The organism is Pedobacter sp. UC225_65 (assembly GCF_042698365.1).
GTDB lineage: Bacteria > Bacteroidota > Bacteroidia > Sphingobacteriales > Sphingobacteriaceae > Pedobacter.
Window position 1 is genome coordinate 2,210,297 of record NZ_CP170550.1, and the last position, 25,235, is coordinate 2,235,531.

General features: G+C 38.8%; 20 protein-coding genes and 2 pseudogenes. 9 read left to right on the forward strand and 13 right to left on the reverse strand.

Translation table 11 applies throughout. From position 1 onward, the window contains the following. Window positions 1–34: 34 nt before the first annotated feature. Complete coding sequence (locus ACFJIZ_RS11585) at window positions 35–1,849, reverse strand: DNA mismatch repair protein MutS (RefSeq protein WP_379083963.1); 1,815 nt, start codon at window positions 1,847–1,849, stop codon at window positions 35–37. 53 nt (window positions 1,850–1,902) lie between these two features. Between ACFJIZ_RS11585 and rlmH the strand changes: the two genes are divergently transcribed. Continuing rightward, the gene (gene rlmH / locus ACFJIZ_RS11590; RefSeq protein WP_379083966.1) at window positions 1,903–2,376 is read left to right on the forward strand and encodes a 23S rRNA (pseudouridine(1915)-N(3))-methyltransferase RlmH; all 474 of its coding nucleotides are present in this window, start codon (window positions 1,903–1,905) and stop codon (window positions 2,374–2,376) included. A gap of 53 nt (window positions 2,377–2,429) precedes the next feature. Further along, window positions 2,430–2,558 (forward strand): hypothetical protein, encoded by a 129-nt coding sequence (locus tag ACFJIZ_RS11595; RefSeq protein WP_379083969.1) that lies wholly within the window; start codon window positions 2,430–2,432, stop codon window positions 2,556–2,558. Between the two features lie 66 nt (window positions 2,559–2,624). Here ACFJIZ_RS11595 and ACFJIZ_RS11600 read toward each other — a convergent pair whose 3' ends face one another. Beyond that, window positions 2,625–3,221, reverse strand: a complete 597-nt coding sequence (locus ACFJIZ_RS11600) for a DUF5606 domain-containing protein (RefSeq protein ID WP_379083972.1) — start codon at window positions 3,219–3,221, stop codon at window positions 2,625–2,627. A 21-nt stretch (window positions 3,222–3,242) separates the two neighbouring features. Continuing rightward, on the reverse strand, window positions 3,243–3,704 hold the full coding sequence (locus tag ACFJIZ_RS11605; RefSeq protein ID WP_379083975.1) for a peptidylprolyl isomerase: 462 nt from the start codon (window positions 3,702–3,704) through the stop codon (window positions 3,243–3,245). A gap of 174 nt (window positions 3,705–3,878) precedes the next feature. Between ACFJIZ_RS11605 and ACFJIZ_RS11610 the strand changes: the two genes are divergently transcribed. Beyond that, complete coding sequence (locus ACFJIZ_RS11610) at window positions 3,879–5,141, forward strand: asparagine synthetase B (RefSeq protein WP_379083978.1); 1,263 nt, start codon at window positions 3,879–3,881, stop codon at window positions 5,139–5,141. Window positions 5,142–5,362: 221 nt separating this feature from the next. Here the strand turns inward: ACFJIZ_RS11610 and ACFJIZ_RS11615 are convergent, their stop codons facing one another. From ACFJIZ_RS11615 to ACFJIZ_RS11645, 7 genes and pseudogenes are all read right to left on the reverse strand, one after another. Then, complete coding sequence (locus ACFJIZ_RS11615) at window positions 5,363–7,393, reverse strand: putative porin (protein ID WP_379083981.1); 2,031 nt, start codon at window positions 7,391–7,393, stop codon at window positions 5,363–5,365. After that, the gene (locus ACFJIZ_RS11620) at window positions 7,393–8,208 is read right to left on the reverse strand and encodes a purine-nucleoside phosphorylase (RefSeq protein WP_379083984.1); all 816 of its coding nucleotides are present in this window, start codon (window positions 8,206–8,208) and stop codon (window positions 7,393–7,395) included. Before ACFJIZ_RS11620 ends, ACFJIZ_RS11615 begins: the two co-directional genes overlap by 1 nt. Further along, on the reverse strand, window positions 8,180–9,232 hold the full coding sequence (lpxK, locus tag ACFJIZ_RS11625) for a tetraacyldisaccharide 4'-kinase (RefSeq protein WP_379083987.1): 1,053 nt from the start codon (window positions 9,230–9,232) through the stop codon (window positions 8,180–8,182). The genes ACFJIZ_RS11620 and lpxK overlap by 29 nt, the downstream gene beginning before the upstream one ends. Before the next feature lie 62 nt (window positions 9,233–9,294). After that, a pseudogene (locus ACFJIZ_RS11630) lies at window positions 9,295–12,353 on the reverse strand (efflux RND transporter permease subunit). 63 nt (window positions 12,354–12,416) lie between these two features. Next, window positions 12,417–13,469, reverse strand: a complete 1,053-nt coding sequence (locus ACFJIZ_RS11635) for an efflux RND transporter periplasmic adaptor subunit (protein WP_379083989.1) — start codon at window positions 13,467–13,469, stop codon at window positions 12,417–12,419. Between the two features lie 3 nt (window positions 13,470–13,472). After that, the gene (locus tag ACFJIZ_RS11640) at window positions 13,473–14,816 is read right to left on the reverse strand and encodes a TolC family protein (protein ID WP_379083992.1); all 1,344 of its coding nucleotides are present in this window, start codon (window positions 14,814–14,816) and stop codon (window positions 13,473–13,475) included. A gap of 34 nt (window positions 14,817–14,850) precedes the next feature. Next, window positions 14,851–15,486 (reverse strand): TetR/AcrR family transcriptional regulator, encoded by a 636-nt coding sequence (locus tag ACFJIZ_RS11645; protein WP_379083995.1) that lies wholly within the window; start codon window positions 15,484–15,486, stop codon window positions 14,851–14,853. Window positions 15,487–15,615: 129 nt separating this feature from the next. Here ACFJIZ_RS11645 and pruA point away from each other — a divergent pair, with 129 nt between their 5' ends. Continuing rightward, a complete protein-coding gene (gene pruA / locus ACFJIZ_RS11650; RefSeq protein WP_379083998.1) occupies window positions 15,616–17,247 on the forward strand; it encodes an L-glutamate gamma-semialdehyde dehydrogenase in 1,632 nt (543 codons plus the stop codon). A 92-nt stretch (window positions 17,248–17,339) separates the two neighbouring features. On the opposite strand, the gene ACFJIZ_RS11655 is transcribed toward pruA, so the two are convergent. From ACFJIZ_RS11655 to ACFJIZ_RS11665, 3 genes and pseudogenes are all read right to left on the reverse strand, one after another. Further along, window positions 17,340–17,975: a carbonic anhydrase gene (locus ACFJIZ_RS11655; RefSeq protein WP_379084001.1), complete on the reverse strand. Its 636-nt coding sequence runs from the start codon at window positions 17,973–17,975 to the stop codon at window positions 17,340–17,342. A gap of 5 nt (window positions 17,976–17,980) precedes the next feature. Next, window positions 17,981–19,584 (reverse strand): annotated as a pseudogene (locus ACFJIZ_RS11660) (SulP family inorganic anion transporter). Between the two features lie 96 nt (window positions 19,585–19,680). Continuing rightward, window positions 19,681–20,013, reverse strand: coding sequence for a hypothetical protein (locus tag ACFJIZ_RS11665; protein WP_379084004.1), 333 nt, complete (start codon window positions 20,011–20,013; stop codon window positions 19,681–19,683). A gap of 199 nt (window positions 20,014–20,212) precedes the next feature. Here ACFJIZ_RS11665 and ACFJIZ_RS11670 point away from each other — a divergent pair, with 199 nt between their 5' ends. From ACFJIZ_RS11670 to ACFJIZ_RS11690, 5 genes are all read left to right on the forward strand, one after another. Continuing rightward, window positions 20,213–21,448, forward strand: a complete 1,236-nt coding sequence (locus ACFJIZ_RS11670) for a porin (protein ID WP_379084007.1) — start codon at window positions 20,213–20,215, stop codon at window positions 21,446–21,448. Between the two features lie 46 nt (window positions 21,449–21,494). Continuing rightward, a complete protein-coding gene (locus ACFJIZ_RS11675) occupies window positions 21,495–21,998 on the forward strand; it encodes a DUF1648 domain-containing protein (protein WP_379084010.1) in 504 nt (167 codons plus the stop codon). A 26-nt stretch (window positions 21,999–22,024) separates the two neighbouring features. Beyond that, complete coding sequence (locus ACFJIZ_RS11680) at window positions 22,025–23,566, forward strand: acyl-CoA carboxylase subunit beta (protein WP_379084013.1); 1,542 nt, start codon at window positions 22,025–22,027, stop codon at window positions 23,564–23,566. Between the two features lie 68 nt (window positions 23,567–23,634). Next, window positions 23,635–24,804 (forward strand): MFS transporter, encoded by a 1,170-nt coding sequence (locus ACFJIZ_RS11685; RefSeq protein ID WP_379084016.1) that lies wholly within the window; start codon window positions 23,635–23,637, stop codon window positions 24,802–24,804. Between the two features lies 1 nt (window position 24,805). Continuing rightward, on the forward strand, window positions 24,806–25,216 hold the full coding sequence (locus ACFJIZ_RS11690; RefSeq protein ID WP_379084019.1) for a GNAT family N-acetyltransferase: 411 nt from the start codon (window positions 24,806–24,808) through the stop codon (window positions 25,214–25,216). The last annotated feature ends 19 nt before the right edge of the window (window positions 25,217–25,235 follow it).

Here is a 25,235-nt window from a genome sequence, read left to right on the forward strand (position 1 = left end):
TAAGCCACTGCTATCATTTACATTGACTAAACAATTAATCAACAGAGAGGCCAATTTCTTTTAACAGGATAGCGGCATTAAAGGTAGTACAAGGGCCTTGTTTGATCTTGTAATCGAAATTCATTTCTCCTCCATCAATCTGAATATCAAAATGATAATTCCGAACAGTTGTTTCATGAACCGCTTTCAGTTCAGACAATTGAAGGTCGTGCGTAGCAAACAAGGTAGGTGTACCTACAGTGATCAGTTTTTCGATAAATGCTTTTGAACCCAAGAACTTATCCTTACTATTGGTACCCCTCAACATCTCATCAATCAGTACAAATGCATTTTGATGGATTGCGACATTTTCGAGAATCATCTTCAATCGGTTCAGTTCGGCCTTAAAGGTTGAGGTACTTTCATTTAACGAATCTTTGATCCGCATGTAAGTCAAAGTCTTAAAGATCGACAGTTCCATTTGCGCAGCACAGACAGGAGCGCCGGCATAGGCCAAAACCATATTGATACCCAAGGTTCTTAAAAAAGTACTTTTTCCTGCCATGTTAGAGCCAGTGATGATATCAACAGTTGGTGCTTTGGCAAAATGGAAGTCATTGTTTATCCTATGTTGTGCTTTGATCAATGGATGGCCCAACGCTGTTGTAGACAAGAAAAACTGGTCTTCAATTTTTGGGAAGATCCAATTGGGATGGTTGTAATTTAAGGTAGCCAAAGAAATCAGTTCTTCAAACCTGCCGATACTATTTAAACCGTTTTCTACTTTTTTTGAAGCTGATTGGTGCCATTTATCCAGTTTGATACAACAGCTCAAGTCCCATAACAAAAAGAAGTTCAACACCGCACTTAACAAGATGTTCAACCTTGCATCAAATGCCTGGATCATCTTCGACAGTTTTTTGATCTGTCCGCTCACTTTGTCATCAGACTCGAACAATCCTAAGATGTATGCACTTTTCCATGCCCTATCCTCTGTCCATTTGATGGCTGTGGCATAGTCGCTCAGCAAAGCTGAACTGCCACTAAAACCGTAATAGATCTGATCGATCTTTTTGGTGAGGAAAAATATAATCGTTGCGTTGATCAACGCAACCAATGTTAGAACACCCCATAACTTGCCTCCAAAAATAAGGGCCGCAAGAAACAACAAGCTGATCACTAATGGCAAAACCTTAACATAAGCCCTTAAGAAGCGTTGATGTGTAAATTTGAGCTGATCTGCCAATCTACCTTTTAATTTCTCTTTGATCTGTTCGATCTTACTTACGTCATGGCCTTTTAAATTGGCCCTGAACTCAAAAGTACGATCAATATGGGTGGTAACTTCCTTAATTGCCTCTTGTCTGGCTAAGATCTCTGTTTTGCTATTGGGCTCTATAAAATTCTTTGACAAAGATTCAATCCCATTTTTGGTGCTGCACCTGTTGATCAAAGCAAATAAAGATGACTTTCCGAAAATATCCAGATCTGCCAAATAAGGATGGTTTTCGTCTTCAAAGGTGGTGCCATGGTCATATCCATTTTCAAGACCATTGATCAGGTTTACTTCATTCTGATACACCCACAACAAATTTCTGAGGTAACTTCCTGTTTTTTCTAACAGATTTTGCTTCTTCACTACAATCACAAAAACAGCAATCGGAATGATCAGACAAATGCCACCGATCAATGTGACCAAATCGTTATCTGCCTTTACAAAAGAGACAAATACGAATATTTCGGCAATCAACAAGGCTACCCGAATAAAGGAAAACCTGTCAATCTTGATTTTAACCTTGGCAATCTCGATGTTAAGGTCCTGAATTAAAAGTTCGTACCTGGTTTTGATTTCTTCTTGGGTTTTTAACATTATATTTGAAGTGTTGAGGGCATAAAGATAGAAAATGCCATTAGGATTAACGGATGAAAATAACACTCATTGCTGTAGGCAAAACAGAAGACAAATATTTAATTGAAGGGATAGACAAATACCTGAACAGGTTAAAGCATTACATCAACTTTAATATCCTGATCATTCCGGATATTAAAAACACAAAAAACCTGACCGAAGCCCAACAGAAAAGCAAAGAGGCCGAGTTGATTGCCAAACAAATCAACCCAACAGATGTTGTTGTGCTATTGGACGAAAAAGGAAAGAAGCATAGTTCTGTATCTTTTGCAGATTATCTGAACAAACAAATGATTGGAAGTGTACAGCATTTGGTTTTTATCATTGGTGGGCCTTATGGTTTTGACGAAAGCATCTATAAAAGGTCAAATAGTAGCCTTTCGCTTTCAGACATGACATTTTCCCATCAGATGGTGCGTTTGTTTTTTGTGGAACAGCTTTATCGTGCATTTAGTATCTTAAAGAACGAACCTTACCACCATGCGTAGAAAATTTATGGAATTGTGTCCTATTTTTCATCATTTATTAAAGGAGTAAAACTATGTTACCAAGCGATTATAAAAGAAAGTATAGGTTTAGAACTGATACTTCTAAAGAAAGAAAATACATGAACATTGCCATTATCGTAACCTTGATCATCTTAATGGTTTTATGGTACCTGATCAACTGATACCCAAAATTTAGGGCATAAAAAAAGAGCCACAATATTGCGGCTCTTTTTTTATGTTGTAGAAGATTAAACTCCTTTTTTACTTGTCATATTCGCCTTTTTTGCTGGCGCTGATGTTTTTGCAGTTGGGGCTTTAGCATTAGAAGGTTTAGCTTTTGGAGCCGCTTTAGGCTTCACGTCTACTTTTTCTTCAACTTTAACTCCTGCTTGCTCTTCTTGCTCGCCTGGTGCAGGCTCGGTAAATAAAGGCAGGTCTTTTAAGATCTGGTACCAGCTTAATATCTTCTTCATATCAGAAGTGTAAACCTTTTCTTGATCATGACCAGGAGCTACCTCAAGAAAGAATTTTTTCAAGATACCACCATCAGTTTTTGAATCTGGAACATTTGCTTTAGCCTTGTCAATATTCGCTAAAACATCAATCAATTTTAATTCCTCATCTTCTCCATAGATCGTAATATCTTCTAAAGAAGCTAACTTGGTAGTTGAAACGCTAGCTACAATCTTTAATTTTTGTGCATCTAAACTTTCTAAAACATAACCAGCTTTATTTTGGCCCACTAGCTTAAACAATCCTGGTCTGCCTGATACGGCTACAATTCCTCTTAAATTCATATGTTGTTTGTATTGCGTAATGAGTAAGCTGTATTGTTGGTTTTTCAATACAAAGTACCCACACTTTAATTAATCTTCTAAAACTTCTATTGTCAAGATCTTATCCCCTTGTCTAATGTCGTCAACAAGATCAACATTGTCAATAACCTTGCCAAAGCAAGTGTGGTTACGATCTAAGTGTGCGGTGTTGGCTCTGCTGTGGCAGATGAAAAACTGAGAACCACCAGTATTTCTACCGGCATGTGCCATAGATAAAACACCACGATCATGATATTGGTTTTCTCCATCCAATTCACAATCAATTTTATAACCTGGGCCACCTGTACCCGCCAAATGTGCTTTTGCAGGATCTTTAGAGTTTGGGCAACCGCCTTGAACCATAAAGTTAGGAATTACGCGGTGAAAGGTTACACCATCATAAAAGCCTTCACCAGCTAATTTTTTAAAATTGGCAACAGCCTTTGGAGCATCATTATCATAAAACTCAACAGTCATGTTACCTTTCTCGGTTTTAATTATTGCTTTACTCATAGTATTTTTTGTGAGCGCCAAATTTAGCAAATAGAAACGATTAGCAATGAGATTACTGTATAAATACTGTTAAGAAATTTAATTCTATATCAAATATTGTATTTTAACGTTTTAAGAGCACAATAATTTTAAATTAGACAGTAAAAAATTTACATTCGCATTAGGTAATTCATCATGATTCTGAAAAAAAACAGCCTTTTACTACTGTTCATCTTATTGTCGTCGCTTGCAAAAGCCTCTTCCATACTCATTTTTATGGACGAAGGACAAAAAAACCATTTAAAGGCTTATGGTCTTGCCTATTGGAGTATCAAACAGCAAGGTGAAGTAGATTGGCTACTTAATTACCGTGGGGGAAGTTTTTTGATCAAATATGCTAAAAATGTAGAGGATGAATGTAAGATCAGGGGCATATCTTATGAGGTACTGGCTGATGGGAAAGTGACTGCCATTTTAAACGAAATCAACAATCCTGATGTGAATATGGAGATGGTTAAGCTCGAAAAAACACCTAAAATTGCCGTTTACTCTCCAAAAAGCAAACTTCCTTGGGATGATGCCGTAACGTTGGTACTTACCTATGCAGAAATTCCTTACGACCTGATCTATGATGATGAGGTATTGAAAGACAAATTATCGGGCTATGATTGGTTACACCTGCACCATGAAGATTTTACTGGGCAATATGGCCGATTTTGGGCTTCTTTTAGAACTTCTACCTGGTACCGCGATGATGTAAAATACCAAGAAGATGCTGCCAAAAGGAATGGTTTTAAAAAGGTAAGTGAAATGAAACTTGCCGTAGCTAAAAGAATCAAGGAGTTCTGTGCTGGCGGTGGATTTTTATTTGCGATGTGTTCTGGTACAGATAGTTTTGACATTGCACTCGCTGCCGAAGGTGTAGATATTGCCGAAAGTATGTTTGATGGGGATGGTACCGATGCCAATGCACAAGCCAAGATTGACTACAGCAAAACATTGGCATTCAAGGATTTTAAAATCGATATGAATCCTGAAAAATACGAATTTTCTGATATCGATGTTACCCAAGGAAGAGCCTTCAATCAAAGCAATGATTATTTTACATTGTTTGATTTTTCTGCCAAATGGGATCTGGTACCAACCATGCTTACCCAAGACCATGACAAGGTAATTAAGGGCTTTATGGGACAGACTACAGCCTTTAGAAAAAATTTGGTTAAACCTAACATCACTGTTTTAGGAGAGAACAAAGGAGGTGGTGAAGTGCGTTACCTACATGGTGAAATAGGCAAAGGACAGTTTACTTTTTATGGAGGACACGACCCTGAAGATTATCAACACCAAGTGAGCGACCCTCCTACCGACCTAAGCCTGCATCCAAATTCGGCAGGTTATCGATTGATCTTAAACAATGTGTTATTTCCTGCAGCCAAGAAGAAACCTCAGAAGACCTAGTTTTTAGTTCACAGTTTTTAGTTGACAGTTTCCAGTTCATAGTTTTTTTTGGCAGTTTTTAGTGAAGATGGGAAAGTTATGGATTTTGAGCTTCAAGGCTAAAAAGTATTGATACCCAAAGCTCATCCTAAATAGAGAAAGGGGAAAAGTTTGAAAAACCAATGCCTAATGAGCTATTGAACCAACAATTTTGTCAGTCTGATTCCGCAGAAGACAATGAACTAATCGTAAAAATTCCAGGTCACACCAAACTTTAACAAACGATCTGGCATTGGATACCTGTTAACGGTGTAATAACCTTTGCTAAACAAACCTTGGTTGGCATAATCATATTTAAGAAACAGATTTGCCCTTCTTAAACCTGCTTTTAACCAGACATCAACTACTGGCTTTGACCCGAAGGTTTCTCCTTTGGTCATGTTATAAAACTGGCTCACCGATGGCGAATATCCCGCAGCTACATAAGAAGTATTGTACCTTACATCAAAACCTACTTGTGTTTTCAACACCTTAAATAGTGTCCAGTCTTTGTAGATACTGTTAAATGTATAAATTTCTGGTGTTCTTAATAGATCTCCGTGGTCTGTTTTTTGGTAAACCACATACGCATCTAGATGGATTCCCCTAAACTCGAATTTTTTACCAACACTTAGTTTCAACAGGTTGATATCTCCGTTTTGTTGTTTTGGAAGTATACCATTTTCGCCATCCTGATTAAAATAAAGATAATCTGTAATCAGGTAATAATTAACGGCAGCATCGAGTTGCAGAAAATCGTTAATGTAATTAAACGATAGATTGGCAGTTTTGGTCCGATCAAATTTATTAGTACCCCGGTAATCCCATTGGAAATAATTACCATAGTATCTGGTATAAATCTCTTCTGGAGATTTGTTTTGGATATAAGCACCCAAAGCAATCCTACCAGCCTTGTTACTAAGCAAGATGTTACTTTTTGCTTCGTACAAAAAGTCGCCTGTATTGTTGCCCTGAAATATCTGTTGCACATCCAAATTTAGATCGATCCTATTGCTAAAACGATAACCTAATGCGCCCAATAAGGAAATATTCTGAAAGGATGTGGTACGGTTATAAAAAAAACTCTTGTCTCTTAAAATCCCCGACTGGGCATATTGATAAAAATCGTGACGTATCCCTGCATCGATCTTCAATTCGTTTTTGATCACCGAATTGCCTTTCGCCCTTAAAAAGAAACTATAGACAAACTCGTTTTGTAAATGTTTAACACTTGTCGAGTCGTTGGTAAAAACCAGATCTACTGGTGTTTTACTGTTGCCAATCCGATTTGGAAAAACACCATATTTATCTTCTTCGTCCTTTTTAAAAGAATATTGGCTTTTGGTATAGGTTAAGGTATGGGTAATCTTGTTGGTTGGTAAAATATTCTGCGTATTGTTTATGCCTGTGCTATCTATCCTTCCCACAAAATAACTTTGTTTCAGCAAAAAGGAGTTTTTTCTCCATAACTGCTTAGCCGACAATAACCGTATGGGTTCGGCTACTTTATCTACCAAGCCAACATTGTCCTTCGAAAATATATTACCATTCAGGATTGATCCATTCTCTTGGGCTTTAAGCGTATTAAAAATGGCATCGGCCCATAAATTATAGCGTTTGTTAGGCGATTCGTACCAGGTGAAGATCGATGCACTTAGATGATCCCCTCTTTGGTGGGCATAAAATCCATTGGCTCCAATCCGATCATAGGTAGCGCCAAAATTCCAGTTCCTTTTAATGTTCTGGGTATGGAGCAGTTTTAAAACCTGTTCTTTTTCTCCACCATTTACGTAATATATACTCGAAAACGGAGACCTTGCCCTGTAAAATTTAACATCCTCCTGGTTTAACACATAAAAATCGAGGGCATGAAAACCTGCGTCAAAGCCAATGCTTTTGCTAGGTTCAAACAACAAGGGCATGGCGGCCAAGCCTAAAACACCAGTTCCAACGGTAGGCCTACGGGGTTGGTTTAGCACACTAAAGTTTTGTATCCCAACCAAACCTGTATCAATTGGGCGGGTCTGAGTACTGTCTTTGGCTAACTTCAGCGTAGTATAACGGATAAATTTAGAGGTATATACCAGCGAATCTTTTTCTCCATCCAATTGCTTCCTTAAAGAATCCTGTTCTTTTTTATTGGCATTGATATTCGTTTTCAGATCTTGCCCATAGGCATTGGACATGCCCAAAAATAAACCACAAAAAAGAATGAATTTTATCAGTTTTTGCATTATAAGGTCGAGATAAGCTTGCTAAGTATAAGTGTCATTTTTGGCTCGGCATGTGCTGCAGTTTCTAAAATCTCTTCCAAATCAAAAGGTTGTAGATCTTCCGGAAATCCTTCATCTGTCAATACAGAAATCGCGAAGACCGGTAATCCCATATGGTTGGCTACAATTACCTCTGGAACTGTACTCATCCCAACGGCATCGCCACCAATGATACGTAAATATTTATATTCTGCTTTAGTTTCTAAATTTGGGCCCGTTACCGAAACATAAACGCCTTGGTGACAGGTAATATTTTCTGCCTTTGCAATTTTTAATCCTTCGGCAATCAATTGATGGTGGTAAGGCCTGCTCATATCAGGAAAACGAGGACCAAGATCTGAATCATTAATTCCTCTAAGTGGACTTTCTGGTTGTAAATTGATGTGGTCTTTAATGATGATCAAATCACCCTTCTTAAATTCTGGATTTAATGAACCTGCAGCATTAGAAACAAATAAATGTTGAATGCCCAATGCCTTTAAAACTCTTATTGGAAAGGTGATCTGTTGCATCGAATAGCCTTCGTAATAATGCAACCTGCCCTGCATAGCCACCACTTTTTTACCCTTAAGCAATCCAAAGATCAATTTACCTGAATGAAACTCTAAGGTAGAGATTGGAAAATTTGGGATACTTGAATACATGATACTATGAGACACCTCAATGTCCTTTACCAAGCCCCCTAAACCGGTGCCCAATACAATACCTACTTCTGGTTCGAAATCACCTATTTTACGTTTAAGGTATTCAACGGATTCTCTTAGTGTTTGCAACATAGTCTAATATATTTTGATCAAAGGTAATTTTATCTTTCGTCGCCAATTCAATTGCTATCGGCAAATAGTATATCGGCAAATTTAACAGTAAATCTTTTAAATTATCACCTAATAAACGTTGGCTATCCTTTTCTGTTGTAATTATAATTTTTTCTTTGGCAGGATGTGCATGAAAGGCCTTAAGAAGCACTTTGACATCTTGTTCACTAAAATCGTGATGGTCAGGATGCTCAAAGCTATGGATATTTGGAGAAAACTGATTCAGATATTGAAGCAGGGGCTCTGGATTTGCAATTCCAGTAAGCACAAATATTTCATCAGCACTGATGGTCTCTTTTGTTTGTTTGTTAAATAAATGGACCAAATCTCCATATTTGATCGAAGAGAAAGAAAGTCGTTGATCCAATTCAAGATCAATTTTGCGCCTAATTTCAATCTGGTCAACAATATTTACAGGATTAGGACTTTTGGTGATCAATACCGCATTTGCACGGTTGTAATTTGAAAATGGCTCTCTTAAATTACCTGCAGGTAATAACAACTGCAGGTGTTTGAGTTTCTCAAATTCGAAAAGCAGAATGGAAAACCCAGGTTTTACAGCCCTATGCTGATAGGCATCATCCAACAAGACCACATCATGACCCGCTTTGAGCATGTTGATTCCCTTTACTCTATCTTCACAGACCGCAACAGTGACGTTTGGAAACTTTTGGTGGTATTGCATAGGCTCATCACCTATGGTTACCGCTGTCGCATTTTCGTCTGCCAATATAAATCCTTTGGTCTTACGACCGTAACCACGACTCAAAATAGCGATTTTATAATCGGATAAAAGCCTAACCAAGTATTCGGTTGTAGGCGTTTTACCAGAACCACCTACCACCAGATTACCCACACAGATCACCGGCAAATCAAATTTTGTCGATTTTAATACCTTCCAATCGTACAGTTTATTCCTGATCAGGATCACCAAACCATAGATTAAAGAAAAAGGCAACAGTAATAGGCGTAAGTATTTAAACATGTTAGACTTCAAAAATAAGGATTATTTTAATTTAAAAGCCATGCTTGCCTTATTCCTTTCTGCTACTCTTGTGGCTCGACCTCTACTTTTGGTGGCATTAATTTATAAACAACTGGAGTAACGATCCTCGACAACAAGGTTGAACTGATCAATCCGCCAATCATTACAATGGCCAAAGGTGAAATTAAAGGGTTACTGGAAAGTGCGATGGGCAATAGTCCGCCGATGGCCGTAAAAGTGGTTAAGATGATCGGTAAAAACCTGATTTCTCCAGCTTCTTCAATGGCATCGTTTAAGGGCTTGCCTTCGGCACGTAACTGGTTGGTAAAATCTACCAACAAAATCGTGTTCTTTACTTCTATACCGGCCAAGGCAACAATACCGATGGTAGCTACAAAAGAAAGTGAGTTTCCTGTTACCAATAAGGCCAATACAGCGCCCACAATACCCAAAGGGATTACCGACAGTACGATCAAGGTGCTTTTAAAGGTCTTAAACTCTAACACCAACACTGCGATGAACATAAACAGTGTAACCAAAAGAATACTGCCAAAACCACCAAAAGATTGGTTTCTGCTTTCTATCTCGCCACCCATTTCGTAACTGTAACCAGCTGGCAGTTTGAATTTATCCATTTGTCCAACTACATCTTTGATCACTTTATCATTTAAAAAGCCTTTTTGCACAAAAGCATTTACAGATATGGTTCTGGTTTTGTTATGGTGATTGATACTTAAAGGGGATGTTTCTAGCTTTAACGAAGCCACTTGCAATAAAGGCACCGCCAAACCTTGGTTATTGTTGATGTATAAATTATTGAAGACGGTGAGATCTGGGTAAGATGGACGCTTGGTGGTCAGCAAAATACTGTAATCATCGCCATTTGATTTAGGATTGATGAACTTTCCTATCTCCAGTCCAGCTACGGCCATTCTTACCGTACGGTCTATGTTTACCGTAGGGATTCCCAATGCTTGGGCCTTCTCTTTATTGATATCGACCTTGATATCTGATTTGAGATTTTTGAGTGGGTTGTTGACATAGATAGTCCCCTTGGTATTTAAGAGCATATTTTCTATCCTACCCGCCAGATTTCGTAGGGTATCTAGGTTATCGCCCAATAAACGGACTTCAACCGGAGATATGATCGGCTGTCCTTGCTCAAAATCCTTCACTTCTACTTTTGCACCAGGATAAGGTGTCCATTTTTTGCGCAATTGTTCAATGATTTCTACCTTACGATCTGCTCTTACATCAGGTTGCAACAATACAAAAAGCTCGGCAAAATCTGTTCTTTCGTTTTGGGGAAGCACATTGTAATAGTCCCTTGGATTGCCTTTACCCACGTTGGCGGCAAAATATTTTACTTCGGGTATCTTTTTCAGCTCCTGCTCAATCTGTCTAGTTATGGTATCGGTATAATTTAAGTTGGATTGTAAAGGCGTTGAGATATTGACCAAAAACTGTGGTTTTTCTGAGGCAGGAAATAAACTGAAACCAATTACTGGAATAAGCGCAATAGAACCTACAAAAATCCCTAAAGCGATGAAAATGGTAAGCACAGGTTTTGCCAAGGCCTTATCTAATAATTTGGCATAAGAACCATGGATGATTTTTTGCAACGTTCTTAAAAATATATTTCCGTTTACATCACTGTGTGGTTTTAAGATTTTGCTCGATAAAAATGGAACAACGGTTAATGCCACCAACATAGAGGCAATAACAGAGCAGATTACCGCAATAGGCAGACTTCTGATAAACTCGCCTGAAGCTTCTGGCATAAACATCAGCGGCATAAAAGCAATCACAAGTGTTGCCGTACAGCCCATTACCGCCATGCCGATCTGCTTGGTTGCCTTAAGCGTGGCATCTAATCGGCTATGCCCATCGCGCATCCACCTTTCAATATTCTCAACTACTACAATACTATCATCTACGAGTAAGCCTAAAGACACTACCAAACCCACTATACTGAGCTGGTTTAAGCTAAAGCCCAGTGCATTGATCAGCACAATACCAATGGCCAAAGAAAGTGGATCGAAACCATCACTACCAGGGATGCTCTTGTACCCAAAGGCAAGAGGGTAACCATTACCAATAGGATGGCAATCAAAAAGTCAGTACCCAAGCCTCCTAAACGGGTATTTACATTCTCGGCCTGATCAAACATCAGTTGTTGGTCGATATTGCTGGGCAAGGTTTTCTTAAAGTTGTTGATTACTGGTAGATAGGCCTCTTGTGCCTTGGTAATATTGCCACCAGATTTTTGGGCAGCTACCACAAATACACATCGATGGCCATTTAAACGGGTAATGTCTTTTTCTTGCGAATAGTCGAAATATACATTGGCTACATCTTTTAAGGCCGTGTTTTTGCCATTGCCACTAAACACGATGGTATTCCTGATTTCATCGATGTCTTGGTAATTGCCACTGGTCTTAATGTTAAAAGACTTATTGCCTGCATTGACACTTCCCCCTGGGATATTTGCCACTTCGCTCTGGATGGCACTGGCAATAAAATTGATGGGTATATGAAGTTGGGCCAGTTTCTCCAGATTTAAATCTACCCTAACCAATTGGTCTGGCAGACCAACAATCTCTACGTTTTTCAGGGCTGGGATTTTTTCTAGGGCACTTTGCAGGTCTTCAGCCTTGCTTTTTAATTTATCTCGCGATGCATTTTCAGAAATCAAAGCGATTTGTAGGACATTCACATCAGAAGGTGAAATCTTCTGTACCTCCATGCTGTAGATCTCTTGGGGTAGATTTGCTCTTTCACTATTGACCTCTCTTACCAGTTCTTGGTATTTATCGTCGACATTAACATTGTACTTATACTCGATAAAAATGACAGCCAGACCATCTCTAATGGTGGTTTTAATAGATTTGATGTTGTCCAAGCCATAGATCCTTTTCTCTAATGGTTTTACCACCAATTCTTCCATATCTTTTGGACTGGCCCCAGGGTAAACCACCACCACCGGAAAATTGGGTGCATTCATGTCCGGGTCTTCGGCACGTGGCATATTAAAAATAGTAGTCATACCCAGTGCCAAGACCATGAGCACCATGATCAGGGTAAACTGGTAATTTTTTACAGCATATTCAGAAATCTTCATGTAATTAGATTGGAGAGGTAAACATTGAAATATGAGCTAATGATAGAAAAGTAGAATTCTATTTTACTTTAAGACCTTGATTTTCGAACCATCTGTTAGATAAGCACTTCCCGAAACAATGAGGGCCGTTGCATTTTCTAGGCCTCCAATTACGTTGATCTTGTCATTTTGAATAGCACCTAACTGCACCTTAACTTTTTGGGCCGTTTTATTGTCATTGGTAACAAAAACAAATCCTTCATTTTCGCCACCATCCAATAAAGCATCGTAAGGGATGGTATATCCGCTACTGCTTTTGGTAGGGATGATGGTCGCTTTACCAAAAAGGCCTGTGGCCAAACCCTTAATTTTTGGCTCATCAAGTGTAAGTTCTACAGCAAATGTTCCACTTTGCGGATCAATTCCTTCTGATTTGCGTGTAACTTTTGCCGAAAGATTTTGATTTGGCAAGGCATCAGTTGTAATTGTAGCCCTGTCATTAACCTTCAATGTGGCCCATTGTCTATCGCTTAAACCAACTTTCAATACCCACTTATTTTGTTTAGCCCCATTGATCTGTAAAACTGGCGTTCCTGGTCCAACAATCTGTCCATCACTAGCCAATTTCTTAAGTACATACCCGCTACTTGTTGCCCTGATCTCTGCATAGTTTTGGTTAAATTTGGCCGCATCCAATTGCTCTTTTGCTACTTGAAAAGCAGTTTTTGCATTCTGCATCTGCTCTAATGTAGCCACACTATCTTTATAGAGCTTACTTGCTCTATTGTAATCGCGCTCTGCTTTTTGATAAGCTAAGGTAACCTGTTGAACCTGAGCTGTTATTTCAGTTCCATTTACTTTGGCCAATAGTTGCCCCTGTTGTATCACATCGCCTTCTTTTACATAGATCTTGTTGATGACACCGCCATTTTTGAACGAAAGCAATGTTTCGTCATTGGTGGTAAACTGCCCAGATACCGCAATTGAATTGTTTACATCCTCTACTTTTAAAGGCAAGATCTTTACTGGAATAACATCCTGATTGGCAATGGTGTCCTGGTCTTTTTTATGTTGACTACATGCCCCTAAAAATAAAGTGGCAAGCAGCAATGTTGGATAAGCTATTTTCATCTTCATGGTCTAATTGATTTGATAGGTTGCGGTTTCACGTTCTAATTCGGCAAGGGCCGACAATAATCTATATCTGCTGATATTTGTAAAAAGTTGTGCTGAAGTCAATTGGTTTCTTGCATCAATGGTTTCGATAAACGAGTTTGCACCAGCATTGTAGCCTTTGTCAATCAACCTCTGGTAGCTTGATGCCGCTTCAAATTGTTTGAGGGAAGACTGATAATTTTGATAAGCAGACTTTAAGTTGTTCTGTGCCGTTCTTTTGGTCAGGTTCAATTGTTGGGCAACCAGATCTGCATTCAGTTCGGCATTTTTAACATCCAAAACAGTTTGTTTGATCTTGAATGTATTTCGGTTTCCTGTAAAGATCGGAATGTCTAATTGAAGACCTAACATATAATAACGAGAGTTATTGTTGAATTTAAAGCCTTCTGATTGCGAACCCAGATCAAAAAAAGCACCGAGTTTAGGTACAGCAAAACGATTGTTCATCTTTAACACATTTTTGTTGATGGCAATAACCTGGTCTAATTGTTTAAGTTCCTCCCTACTATTTGATGATGGCATGTTGACCACCAATCCCTCAACGGTATTTAAATCTATTTGCCCTTTATCCGAATCGATTTTTTCATCACCATTTCTATTCAACAAAAAGTTAAAATAGAGTTGCGCATTGACCACCTGTTGTTCGGCAGATACCAGTTGTGCATTGATGTTTTCAACTTCACTTCTCGAACGCAGCACATAAGCTGGCAAACCCTTTCCGCCCTCTAACAACTTCGTATTCACACGAAGACCTTCATTGGCCAATTGTAGCCCAGATTTATAAATCTCTACCGATTGTAATGCATTTAAATAATTGTAATAGGCAACTTTGATGTTCTTAACCAAGTCTCTTTTGTAGATCAGGATTTCTGTTTCCTGCAATACCAACTGTTGTTCGTTGATCCGTTTGTTATAAGTCAAGTCAGCATTGATGATCGGCATGGTTGTCCTGATCTTGGCATCGTAAAAGTTCTTTGGCAAAAAATCGATGCTCTGATTTTCCAACATTGGAAATTTATTGGTAGCCGTCATCTGGTTCAACGTACTGTAAATTGGGTTAAGCAAATCGCCCAATGGCAAAGGAATGTTACGTCCGCCATCTGCAGTTTGATAACCTCCTTGAAAAGCAACCGTTGGCAGGAATAAACTTTTTGCAGTTTTAAGGGCATATTGTGCCTTCTCTAAAGAAATGTTTTTTTGTTGAAGTACGATGTTGTTTTTAAACGCTTCTTTGATATATCCATCAATCAGGTCCTGTGCCTTTACATTAAAACTTAAAGCGAGTAAGGCAAGCAGTACCAAACCCATTTTTATTTTATTTATTAACAGTGTTAACATAAAATTATCTTAAACTTTTTAAAATCAGAATTAAGCTGTCAAATGCTTCATCAAGGATGGTGCTATTTTCTGGAACCGTTAAATGTGCACTTGCTACATGGTCTAAATGCCCCTGCAATTTCAAACTACACAAGCCATGCATGATCGCCCAGATGTTCAAAGCCATGTTATTGACTTCTACTTGTTTAAAATAGCCAACACTTTTACAGTCTGCCACAGTATTTACCAAAGCCGTAAATGCATATTCTCCTTCTTCCCACTCACTACCACAGTGTTTAGTCACAAAATCCAAAGGTTCTTTCATAATGAACATAAGTTCATAAAAATCAGGGTTTTCTAAAGCAAAGCTCATATAGATACGACCCATAGCTTTTAACCTTTCAAATGGGTCTTCCACCTGCTGCAATACCAAAAACTGAGCCCCCAGCAATTTAAATCCCTCTTGGTGCAAAGCATAGATGATATCACTTTTATCCTTATAATAGAGATAAATGGTCGTAGGACTGATCTCTACCTGTTCTGCAATCTTCCTTAGCGATGTTGCTTCATATCCCTGCTTTAAAAACAAGCTTTTTGCCGAATCCAAAATCTTCAGTTTGAGTTCTTCTTTATGCTTTTCTTTTCTCTCTTTTATTCCCATGATAAATAATAACAATGCAAATATAATTAACAGTGTTAATAATGCAAATATTTTACATCTTTTTCTGACAATTAAATAGATTTGCCTAAAAACAAAAAACCTATCTTTGTAGAAACAAGAATTTAATTTATGCTTAAAGGATTTTTTAACGTACCAGCACCTGTTAACGAGCCCATTTTGGGTTATGCTCCAGGAAGTAAAGAACGCGAATTATTAAAAGCGGCATTGGCTGATGCCCGCTCTAAAGTAATCGACATACCAATGTATATCGGTGGTGAAGAAGTTTACACCGAACAAACAGGTAAGGTTACTCCTCCTCATGATCATCAACATGTATTGGCCAACTACAGTAAAGGGAATAAAAATCATGTGAGCCAAGCTATTGACGCAGCTTTGGCCGCAAAAGCAGATTGGGAAAACTTGGCATGGGAACATCGTGCTGCTATTTTCTTAAAAGCAGCAGACCTGATTGCTGGACCTTATCGTTATAAATTAAATGCAGCTACCATGTTGGGGCAAAGCAAAAATGCTTATCAGGCTGAGATCGATTCGGCTTGTGAGTTGATTGACTTTTTGCGCTTTAATGTAAGCTACATGTCTGAAATCTACAAACAACAACCACCTGTATCTCCACGTGGCAGTTGGAACAGGGTAGAACAACGTCCATTAGAGGGGTTTGTTTTTGCATTAACGCCATTCAACTTTACGGCAATTGCTGGTAACTTACCAACTTCTGTAGCCATGATGGGTAATGTAGTGGTTTGGAAACCTGCAAACACACAGATTTTCGCAGCTAATGTGTTGATGCAGATCTTCCGTGAAGCAGGATTACCTGATGGTGTGATCAATTTAGTTTACGCCTCGGGTCCAGATGCTGGAGATGTGATCTTCTCTCACCCAGATTTTGCTGGTATCCACTTTACAGGTTCAACAGGCGTGTTCCAGGATATCTGGAAAACGATTGGAAACAATATCCATAAATTTAAAACCTATCCTCGCATTGTAGGCGAAACTGGCGGTAAAGATTTTATCTTGATCCATGGTTCTGCAGATCCAGAAGTTTCTAGCACTGCTATTATCAGAGGTGCATTTGAATATCAAGGTCAAAAATGTTCTGCTGCCTCAAGGGTATATATTGCCAAAAGTGTTTGGCCACAGATCAAAGAATTTATGCTGCGCGACTTGGCTACCTTTAAAATGGGTCCAACCGAAGACTTCAGCAACTTTATCAACGCTGTGATTGACGAAAAATCTTTCAATAGCTTAGCCAAGTATATTGATGCGGCCAAAAAAGACAAAGGTGTAGAGATCATTGCTGGTGGAAACTACGACAATAGTAAGGGTTATTTTATTGAACCTACTGTTTTGGTGGTTGACGACCCTAAGTACACCACGATGTGTGAAGAATTATTCGGACCAGTTTTAACTATTTTTGTATACGAAGATAAAGATTTCGAGAAGACACTAGATATTATAGATACCACTAGCATTTACGCTTTAACAGGTGCTGTTATCGGACAAGACCGTTATGCGATCGAAAAAGCGACACAACGTTTACGTAACGCTGCTGGTAATTTCTATATCAATGATAAATGTACCGGGGCCGTAGTTGGTCAGCAACCTTTTGGTGGCGCCAGAGGAAGTGGTACAAACGATAAAGCAGGATCGATGATCAATTTGTTGCGTTGGGTTTCTCCACGTACCATTAAAGAAACTTTCGATTCACCGAAGGATTATAGATATCCGTTCTTAGCAGAGTAATTAATTAGTGCATGCGCTAATTTGCTAATGAAAAATTAGGTCAAAAAAAAGTCTCAACAAATTGTTGAGACTTTTTTAATGGCATTAAAATATTATAGCCAGCTTACAATACCAGTTTCTACATCATAATTGGCACCTACTATTTTTATTTTTCCATCTTTTTCCATTTGGTTTAACGTAGCACTTTGGTTACGGATATCCTTAATGGTTTGTTTTACATTTTGTAAATTCAATCTTTCCAACAAATCACTGTTTTTAGACGAACGTTCTTCTCCATCAGTAATAATTTCATCAATAATTGGATTAAAATGATCTACTAAATGACTAAGGTTTTCCATTCCTGTCTCTCGGATGGCAGCAGCGTCTAATCCTCCTTTTAAAGCACCGCATTTTGAATGCCCTAAAACAACAATTAATTTTGATCCTGCAACGTTACAGCCAAATTCCATAGAACCCAAAATATCTTGGTTTACAAAATTCCCAGCAATTCTCACGCTAAAAACATCTCCCAATCCTTGATCAAAGATCAATTCGGCAGAAGTGCGACTGTCTATGCAGCTTAATATTACGGCAAATGGCCATTGTCCTGCCCTGGTATCGTTTACTTGGGCGAGTAAGTCTCTATTGGCTTTTAAATTTTGTACAAATCTTTGATTACCTTCTTTTAGTATTTCAAATGCTTTTTCAGGGGTAATTGTCGTTTGTGTTTCTAAAGTATGTGCCTTCATTATTCTTAATTTTTAATTTCTTCTACAATATTTGTGTTTAATTTAGGCACAGTATACTGACTTCTAATGTGCTCTAAAGTTACGATAATGCCTTTAGTATAAGCATTATGCTTGTAATTAAATATGGTTTCCAATACGTCGGATCTATATACCTCGAATTTGAACCATCAATAATTACATTTGTTTCGTTTGGTATTCCAGTTAATAAAACCTGAATAGCTGCCTTATTTAAGAAAGACACCTCTTCTGCCAGTTTGATTCTGATATTCTTTTTATTTCCTTCTTCTTGTATTTTATAGAAGTAAGGATTACGCATATTGGTACGCAACAAATAAAATATAGAGAACAACATTCCTACCGCTACCCCTTTTAACAAATCGGTAAATACTACAGCAACTACTGTAATTACGAAAGGCAAAAATTGGTCCCAACCTTTATGGTACATGTGTTTGAACAGAGAAATTCTGGTCAACTTATATCCAGTCACCAAAAGGATTGCTGCCAAACAGGCCAATGGAATCATGTTGATGATGCCAGGATCAATAACAATGACAACAACAGCCAACCACCATGTAAGATAGACGACATTTTTGTTCTTGCACCTGAGTTTACGTTGGCAGAGCTTCGTACAATAACTGATGTCATTGGCAAACCACCCAACATACCGCTGGTGATATTTCCGACACCTTGTGCCAATAGTTCTCTATTTGTTGGCGTAACACGTTTGATAGGGTCTATTTTATCAACAGCCTCTACTCCCAAAAGCGTTTCTAAACTCGCTACGATAGCAATTGTTCCTGCTACAATCCAAACTTCTTTATTACCAATGGCAGAAAAATCTGGAGTACTAAACAAGCCTAAAAATTCTCCCCAGCCATTTACAACTGGAATGCTTACCATCTGTTGTGCTTTTAATGCATAGTTTGTTTGTTGAAAAACCAAACTTAAAACTACCCCTAAAACAACAACTAACAATGGTGCAGGCACCACGTTTACTTTTTTTGATTCTTGGCCAAAACACCAAGATCAATACAGATAAGACACTGATTACAATAGCACCTAAGCTAAAGTGGTTCAATGCATTGCCAATAGCTGAAAAGGTGTTTTCCTTATCTCCCTGGAAGAACTCTTCATCGCCCAAAAAATCGCTATCTACACCTAAAGCATGAGGTAACTGTTTTAAGATAAGGATCAAACCAATAGCAGCCAACATCCCTTCGATTACACTTGATGGAAAGTAATTCCCAATAGTGCCGGCCTTGATCAGGCCGAGCACCAATTGAAAAACACCTGCCAAAACCAAAGCAAGCAAAAAGATTTGATAACTACCCAATTGGGCAATTCCGCCCAAAACAATAACGGTTAATCCTGCAGCAGGACCACTTACACTTAATTGCGACCCACTTACAAAACCCACTACGATACCACCTACGATACCGGCAATCAACCCAGCAAACAGAGGTGCACCAGAGGCCAATGCAATACCTAAACATAAAGGCAATGCTACCAAAAACACAACCACACTTGATGGCAGATCGCGTTTTAAATTCTTTTTTAATATATATTTTTTCACTTCGAACCTAGAAGAGGTCGAATTTTTATTTTCCATGACACTTTGCGTTAAATTTTATAATTTCTAAGACATGATATTACCGCATGCAGATATTCTGCACCATTAAGGCAATAAAATAAAAACTAAGAAAGGTTAGGCGGCGGTGTTGGAACTTGTGGATGATAAGGATTCTACATATCTCCGAAAATGATCTATAAAACTATTGGTAACCCCATAGTCTATCACTACAGGTACATAAGTTAAATCATAACGATGAAACATTAATTTATGATCGGCAAATTTGACATTGCCTTTTGTGCCTGCATCATCTCCATGATTTTCTACTTCAAGCTGCATAATCACAGAGTTCATTAAACCCTTGTCTAAATGAGCAAAAAATACAGGCGCACCAGAAATTACCATCTTTGCAGTAAAGATGCCCATAAAGGCAATTACTATAAGTATACGGTATTTTCTTAAAAACATAAATCTTTTAAATTTCCATGATTTCTTCAAAAATAGTTCCAAAACCGCTAAACTGACAAATAAAATCGTAATTATTTTGTAATTTAAATCGAGATTTTTACAAAACCATACTGCAAGCGGGTAGTTAAAAAAAAGAAATTTATAAGGATTAACAAGGTAATAACCGTAATTTCACCCCTCGAAACAAAAGTTGACCTTGATGAAAAAAAATCTTGTTTTATTTCTTCTCTTTTGCCCATTTTTAGGGTTTGCACAGAATAACAATGCGCCATCTTCCTATGACATTCATGACATAAAGATCACTGGCTATCTGCAAACCCAATTTCAAAAAGCACAATCTGCAGGGATAACCTCTTTTTCTGGAGGAGATTTCACCTCAAATAGCGACAGTCGTTTCATGATCCGAAGAGGTAGGCTAAAAATTGACAGGGTTGATAAATATTCAAGTATCGTTTTTCAGATTGATGCCACCCAGAATGGCGTTAACCTTATGGATGCCTTTATACAGCTACATGCACCAAGTGTAAACGATTTTTTGTTCACAGCAGGTTTGTTTAACCGTCCTTTTGGTTATTCCATCATTTATTCTTCTGGTTATAGGGATTTTCCTGAGAGAGCTAGGGTATTTCAGACCTTAATGCCTCGGGAGCGGGATTTGGGCGCCATGGTCACTTTTCATCCTAAGAAAATTGCAAAATTCTTAATTGCCGATCTGGCAGTAGTTAACGGAAGCGGCCTATCAGCAAGAGATTACGACTCCAAAAAAGATGTTGTTGCCAACTTAAACTTCAAATTTGACAGTTTGGCAAATAAAAAATTCCATGTTGGTTTTGGAGGTTCCATTTACAAAGGCACGGTGCGTAGCAATACTGATACCTATTTTGAGGAAAAAAGTGGAGGTTTTACCACTAATGTAAGCACTGAGAATATTGGAAAAAATCTCAATCGCGAATATTTCGGTGCCAACCTACAATTACAATACGACAATAGTTTCGGTACAACCACTTTTAAAACCGAATATGTTGAAGGTACACAACCTGGAGTAGCCAATTCTGCAAGTATCGCAGGTCCTTATGCCAGTCAAAGTTTTGCCACACAGCCACTCACCAATCTTTATCTCCGACATTTTAATGGCTACTACTTCTGGCTTACCCAGCAGATTGCCAAAAGCAGGTTTACGATTTTGGCAGCTTATGATGTGTATGATCCAAATACCGACATCAGCGAAAGTAGCATTGGTCTGGCTGGGAGCAATACCACGGCAGGCGATATCAAATATAGTACTTTAGGTTATGGCCTTACCTGCTCGTTAAACAGCAGGTTAAAACTAACCGTTTATAATGAACATGTGGTAAATGATGGCACAGCCTTATCTGCCTACCAAAGTGATTTAAAAGACAATGTATTTACCACCCGTTTGCAATACCGTTGGTAATATTATTTTTAAAATTGCTCAAAATTTAGGTTATTGCGTTTAGCCCATGGAGAAAAGACCAAGAATTAAAATCGCACTCCGTCCTTTTGACCGAACCGTTGAGGCCCTGAGCTGGTTTTCGCTAGCTCTTTTGTGGTTAGTGGTACTTTTTAACTATACGCAACTACCCCCTACCATTGCCAGTCATTTCAATGCAGCGGGTGTTGTAGATGGATATGTAGATAAAAAAGAAATCTTTACGCTGCCAATAATAGGTACCTTTATTTTTGTGCTGCTTACCGTGCTCAATAATTATCCACATCTCTTTAACTATCCCACCAACATCACCCCTCAAAATGCCTTAGTACAATACACCAATGCAACAAAGATGCTTCGTTACCTGAAGTTTGCTATCGGTATCTTATTTTTGCTGATCATTACAGTTACCTTAAAAGTGGCTGCAGGTAAAGCCGAAGGATTGGGGCCATGGTTTTTACCCATAGGTTTGGGTCTGATTTTTACGGTAGTGGCATTTTTTATAGTAAAATCATTAAAAAGAAATAAAAGTTAAGCTATTTATCAAAGACATAAAATACAATGAAGAATAAGATAGAAATCTTACAGGATAAAATACAAAAGGCACACCTTGGCGGTGGACAGGCCAGGATAGATAGTCAACATAAAAAAGGCAAGCTCACTGCCCGCGAACGTATCCACTTTTTGATGGATGAAGGCAGTTTTGAAGAAATCGGCATGTTGGTTACACACCGCAGCACCGATTTCGGAATGGAGCGCGAAAAATATCTTGGGGACGGTGTAATTACTGGTTATGGTACAATTAACGGAAGATTAACTTATGTTTTCTCTCAAGATTTTACCGTTTTTGGTGGTTCGCTCTCAGAAACTCATGCCGAAAAAATCTGTAAGATCATGGAAATGGCCACCAAAAATGGCGCTCCAATTATTGGTTTAAATGATAGTGGTGGTGCCCGTATCCAAGAAGGTGTAGTTTCTTTGGGTGGTTATGCCGATATCTTTTATCGCAACGTACAAGCTTCGGGTGTTATCCCTCAACTTTCGGCCATTATGGGCCCGTGTGCAGGTGGTGCGGTATATTCTCCTGCCATTACCGACTTTATTTTAATGGTCGAAAATACTTCTTACATGTTTGTAACCGGACCAAACGTGGTGAAAACAGTTACCCATGAAGAGGTAAGTTCTGAAGAATTAGGTGGAGCTGTTACCCATGCTACCAAATCTGGAGTTACACATTTTGCTTGTGCCAATGAATTGGAAGCGATTGGCCATGTAAAAAAACTATTGAGCTACATGCCTCAAAACTGTGAGGAAACACCAACAAGTTTACCTTATGAGATGGGAGACGAAAGTCGTCCAGAATTAAACGAGCTCTTACCTCAAAATGCCACCCAGCCTTATGACATTCGTGATGTAATCTCGGCAATTGCCGATACCGATACCTTTTTAGAGGTACACAAAGATTATGCAGAGAACATGGTGGTTGGTTTTGCCCGCTTGGCAGGCAGAAGTTTGGGTATTGTAGCCAATCAGCCTGCTTATTTGGCGGGAGTATTGGATAGCAACTCTTCAACCAAAGCTGCACGTTTTGTCCGTTTCTGCGATTGTTTCAATATTCCGTTATTGGTTTTAGAAGATGTACCTGGATTTTTACCAGGAACGGACCAAGAATGGAATGGCATCATTACCAACGGCGCCAAGTTGTTATATGCATTTAGTGAAGCCACGGTACCACGCATCACCGTAATTACCCGTAAGGCTTACGGAGGTGCTTATGATGTAATGAACTCTAAACATATCGGCGCCGACATGAACTATGCTTGGCCAACTGCCGAAATTGCGGTAATGGGAGCCAAAGGTGCAGCAGAAATCATCTTTAAAAAGGAAATTACTTCTGCCGAAGATCCACAAGAGAAATGGTTGGAAAAAGAAAAACTATACTCTGATATTTTCGCCAATCCTTACCGTGCTGCAGAGCGTGGATTTGTTGATGAAGTGATAGAGCCGTCGCAAACGCGTATCAAGCTGATCAAAGCCTTTAAAATGTTGGAGAACAAAGTGGTGAACAACCCTAGAAAAAAACACGGCAATATCCCATTATAAAGTTAAAGGTGTGAGGTATAGGGCTTAGGGCCAAATCTTACACCTTTAACCCTAAACCTTATACCTCAATGTTAAAGCGAGTCGATATCTTATTAATGGCCTTTTGTACTGGCCTAATCGTTGCAAATATCTATTACTGCCAACCATTGGTGATATTGGTGGCCAAAGAATTTAACCTGACCGAAACGTTTGCCGGCAGGATCACCTACTTAACGCAAGCTGGTTATGCCTTAGGCCTATTTCTTTTGGTGCCCCTGGGTGATATGTTTGAACGCAAGAAACAGATCTTGATCATTACAGGTTTGGCCATAGCCGCCTTGTTGGTTGCCGCTTTTTCCCATACCTTTTTACTGTTAGAAATTGCCAGTGTGCTAATTGGTGCTTGTTCTATCGTGCCCCAATTGATCTTACCCTTAGCTGCCAATTTAAGTACCGACGAAAATCGAGGACATAACATTGGAATCATCATGAGTGGGCTGTTGGTGGGCATTTTGGCTTCAAGGGCAGTTAGTGGCAGCATTGGCTTTTGGTTGGGCTGGCGAGCCGTTTATTTTATCGCAGCAGGCATTTGTGTGCTGTTGATCGGATTGATGGCCAAACGTTTTCCACAAAGCTACCCTTCTTTTAAAGGCAGCTATAAAGAGTTGATGAACTCTATGTTTGGTTATATCAAAACCCAACCTGTGTTAAGAGAAACTTCTATCATCAACTTTTTGGCTTTTGCCATCATCAGTGCATTTTGGACCACCATGGTTTTGTTTCTGGCCAATCCACCCTTTAGTTTTCAGACCCTACAGATTGGTTTATTTGGCATTGCCGGAGCTGCCGGAGCATTAGCGGCTCCATTGGTGGGTAAATTAAGCGATGGTGGCAATCCACGTAAAAACCTGATGACCGGTTTTATCCTTCAAATTGTGAGTGTGGCCTTGTTCTATTTTACTGGAAGTTACCTCTATCTCTTTGTAATCGGTATTGTATTGATAGACATTGGTCAGCAAGCCATCCATGTAACCAATCAGACCAGGATTTACACCCTCATTCCAGAAGCTAGAAATAGGCTAAATACCATCTTCATGTCGGTAAGTTTTATTGGAGCCAGCTGTGGTTCTGCTTTAGGTTTATGGCTTTGGGATCTAGGTGGCTGGAACATGTTCTGTTATGGGATTACTGCTATTATTATCCTTAATATTTTGATCTATAAATTCTACTCCAATAAAAAGTTTAACCCGCAGGTGTAAAATGGCTGTTGTAGAACAAATATTCCCTTCCCTAACCTGGCGCATTAGACATTTAACCATGTATCCAGAAAAGCCTTACGATTTTGTAAAGCTTGAAAATGATTTTGACGGGATCCATTTTGGCATTTATGTAGACTATGAACTGACTGGGGTGGTTTCCTTATTTACTGAAGGAACTGTTGGGCAGTTTAGAAAGTTTGCCGTTTTGCCAGAAGCCCAACACCAAGGCTTAGGCTCGCAACTGTTAATGTACCTCATCGATTTTTGTAAGGTTCAAAAACTGACAAAACTCTGGTGTAATGCCCGTGTAAATGCAAAGGAATTTTATACTAAATTTGGCTTTCACGAAACTGACCAAACCTACACCGCAAGTGGTTTTGATTTCGTAAAAATGGAACTAGAAATAGTTTGATCACAAAACAAGAAGATCA

Bases quoted from the DNA above. Each gene is read 5' to 3' on its own strand.
- ACFJIZ_RS11585 (WP_379083963.1), bottom strand. From the start codon at position 1,849: ATGTTAAAAACCCAAGAAGAAATCAAAACCAGGTACGAACTTTTAATT.
- rlmH (WP_379083966.1), top strand. From the start codon at position 1,903: ATGAAAATAACACTCATTGCTGTAGGCAAAACAGAAGACAAATATTTA.
- ACFJIZ_RS11595 (WP_379083969.1), top strand. From the start codon at position 2,430: ATGTTACCAAGCGATTATAAAAGAAAGTATAGGTTTAGAACTGATACT.
- ACFJIZ_RS11605 (WP_379083975.1), bottom strand. From the start codon at position 3,704: ATGAGTAAAGCAATAATTAAAACCGAGAAAGGTAACATGACTGTTGAG.
- ACFJIZ_RS11610 (WP_379083978.1), top strand. From the start codon at position 3,879: ATGATTCTGAAAAAAAACAGCCTTTTACTACTGTTCATCTTATTGTCG.
- ACFJIZ_RS11615 (WP_379083981.1), bottom strand. From the start codon at position 7,393: ATGCAAAAACTGATAAAATTCATTCTTTTTTGTGGTTTATTTTTGGGC.
- ACFJIZ_RS11620 (WP_379083984.1), bottom strand. From the start codon at position 8,208: ATGTTGCAAACACTAAGAGAATCCGTTGAATACCTTAAACGTAAAATA.
- lpxK (WP_379083987.1), bottom strand. From the start codon at position 9,232: ATGTTTAAATACTTACGCCTATTACTGTTGCCTTTTTCTTTAATCTAT.
- ACFJIZ_RS11635 (WP_379083989.1), bottom strand. From the start codon at position 13,469: ATGAAGATGAAAATAGCTTATCCAACATTGCTGCTTGCCACTTTATTT.
- ACFJIZ_RS11640 (WP_379083992.1), bottom strand. From the start codon at position 14,816: ATGGGTTTGGTACTGCTTGCCTTACTCGCTTTAAGTTTTAATGTAAAG.
- ACFJIZ_RS11645 (WP_379083995.1), bottom strand. From the start codon at position 15,486: ATGGGAATAAAAGAGAGAAAAGAAAAGCATAAAGAAGAACTCAAACTG.
- pruA (WP_379083998.1), top strand. From the start codon at position 15,616: ATGCTTAAAGGATTTTTTAACGTACCAGCACCTGTTAACGAGCCCATT.
- ACFJIZ_RS11655 (WP_379084001.1), bottom strand. From the start codon at position 17,975: ATGAAGGCACATACTTTAGAAACACAAACGACAATTACCCCTGAAAAA.
- ACFJIZ_RS11665 (WP_379084004.1), bottom strand. From the start codon at position 20,013: ATGTTTTTAAGAAAATACCGTATACTTATAGTAATTGCCTTTATGGGC.
- ACFJIZ_RS11670 (WP_379084007.1), top strand. From the start codon at position 20,213: ATGAAAAAAAATCTTGTTTTATTTCTTCTCTTTTGCCCATTTTTAGGG.
- ACFJIZ_RS11675 (WP_379084010.1), top strand. From the start codon at position 21,495: ATGGAGAAAAGACCAAGAATTAAAATCGCACTCCGTCCTTTTGACCGA.
- ACFJIZ_RS11680 (WP_379084013.1), top strand. From the start codon at position 22,025: ATGAAGAATAAGATAGAAATCTTACAGGATAAAATACAAAAGGCACAC.
- ACFJIZ_RS11685 (WP_379084016.1), top strand. From the start codon at position 23,635: ATGTTAAAGCGAGTCGATATCTTATTAATGGCCTTTTGTACTGGCCTA.
- ACFJIZ_RS11690 (WP_379084019.1), top strand. From the start codon at position 24,806: ATGGCTGTTGTAGAACAAATATTCCCTTCCCTAACCTGGCGCATTAGA.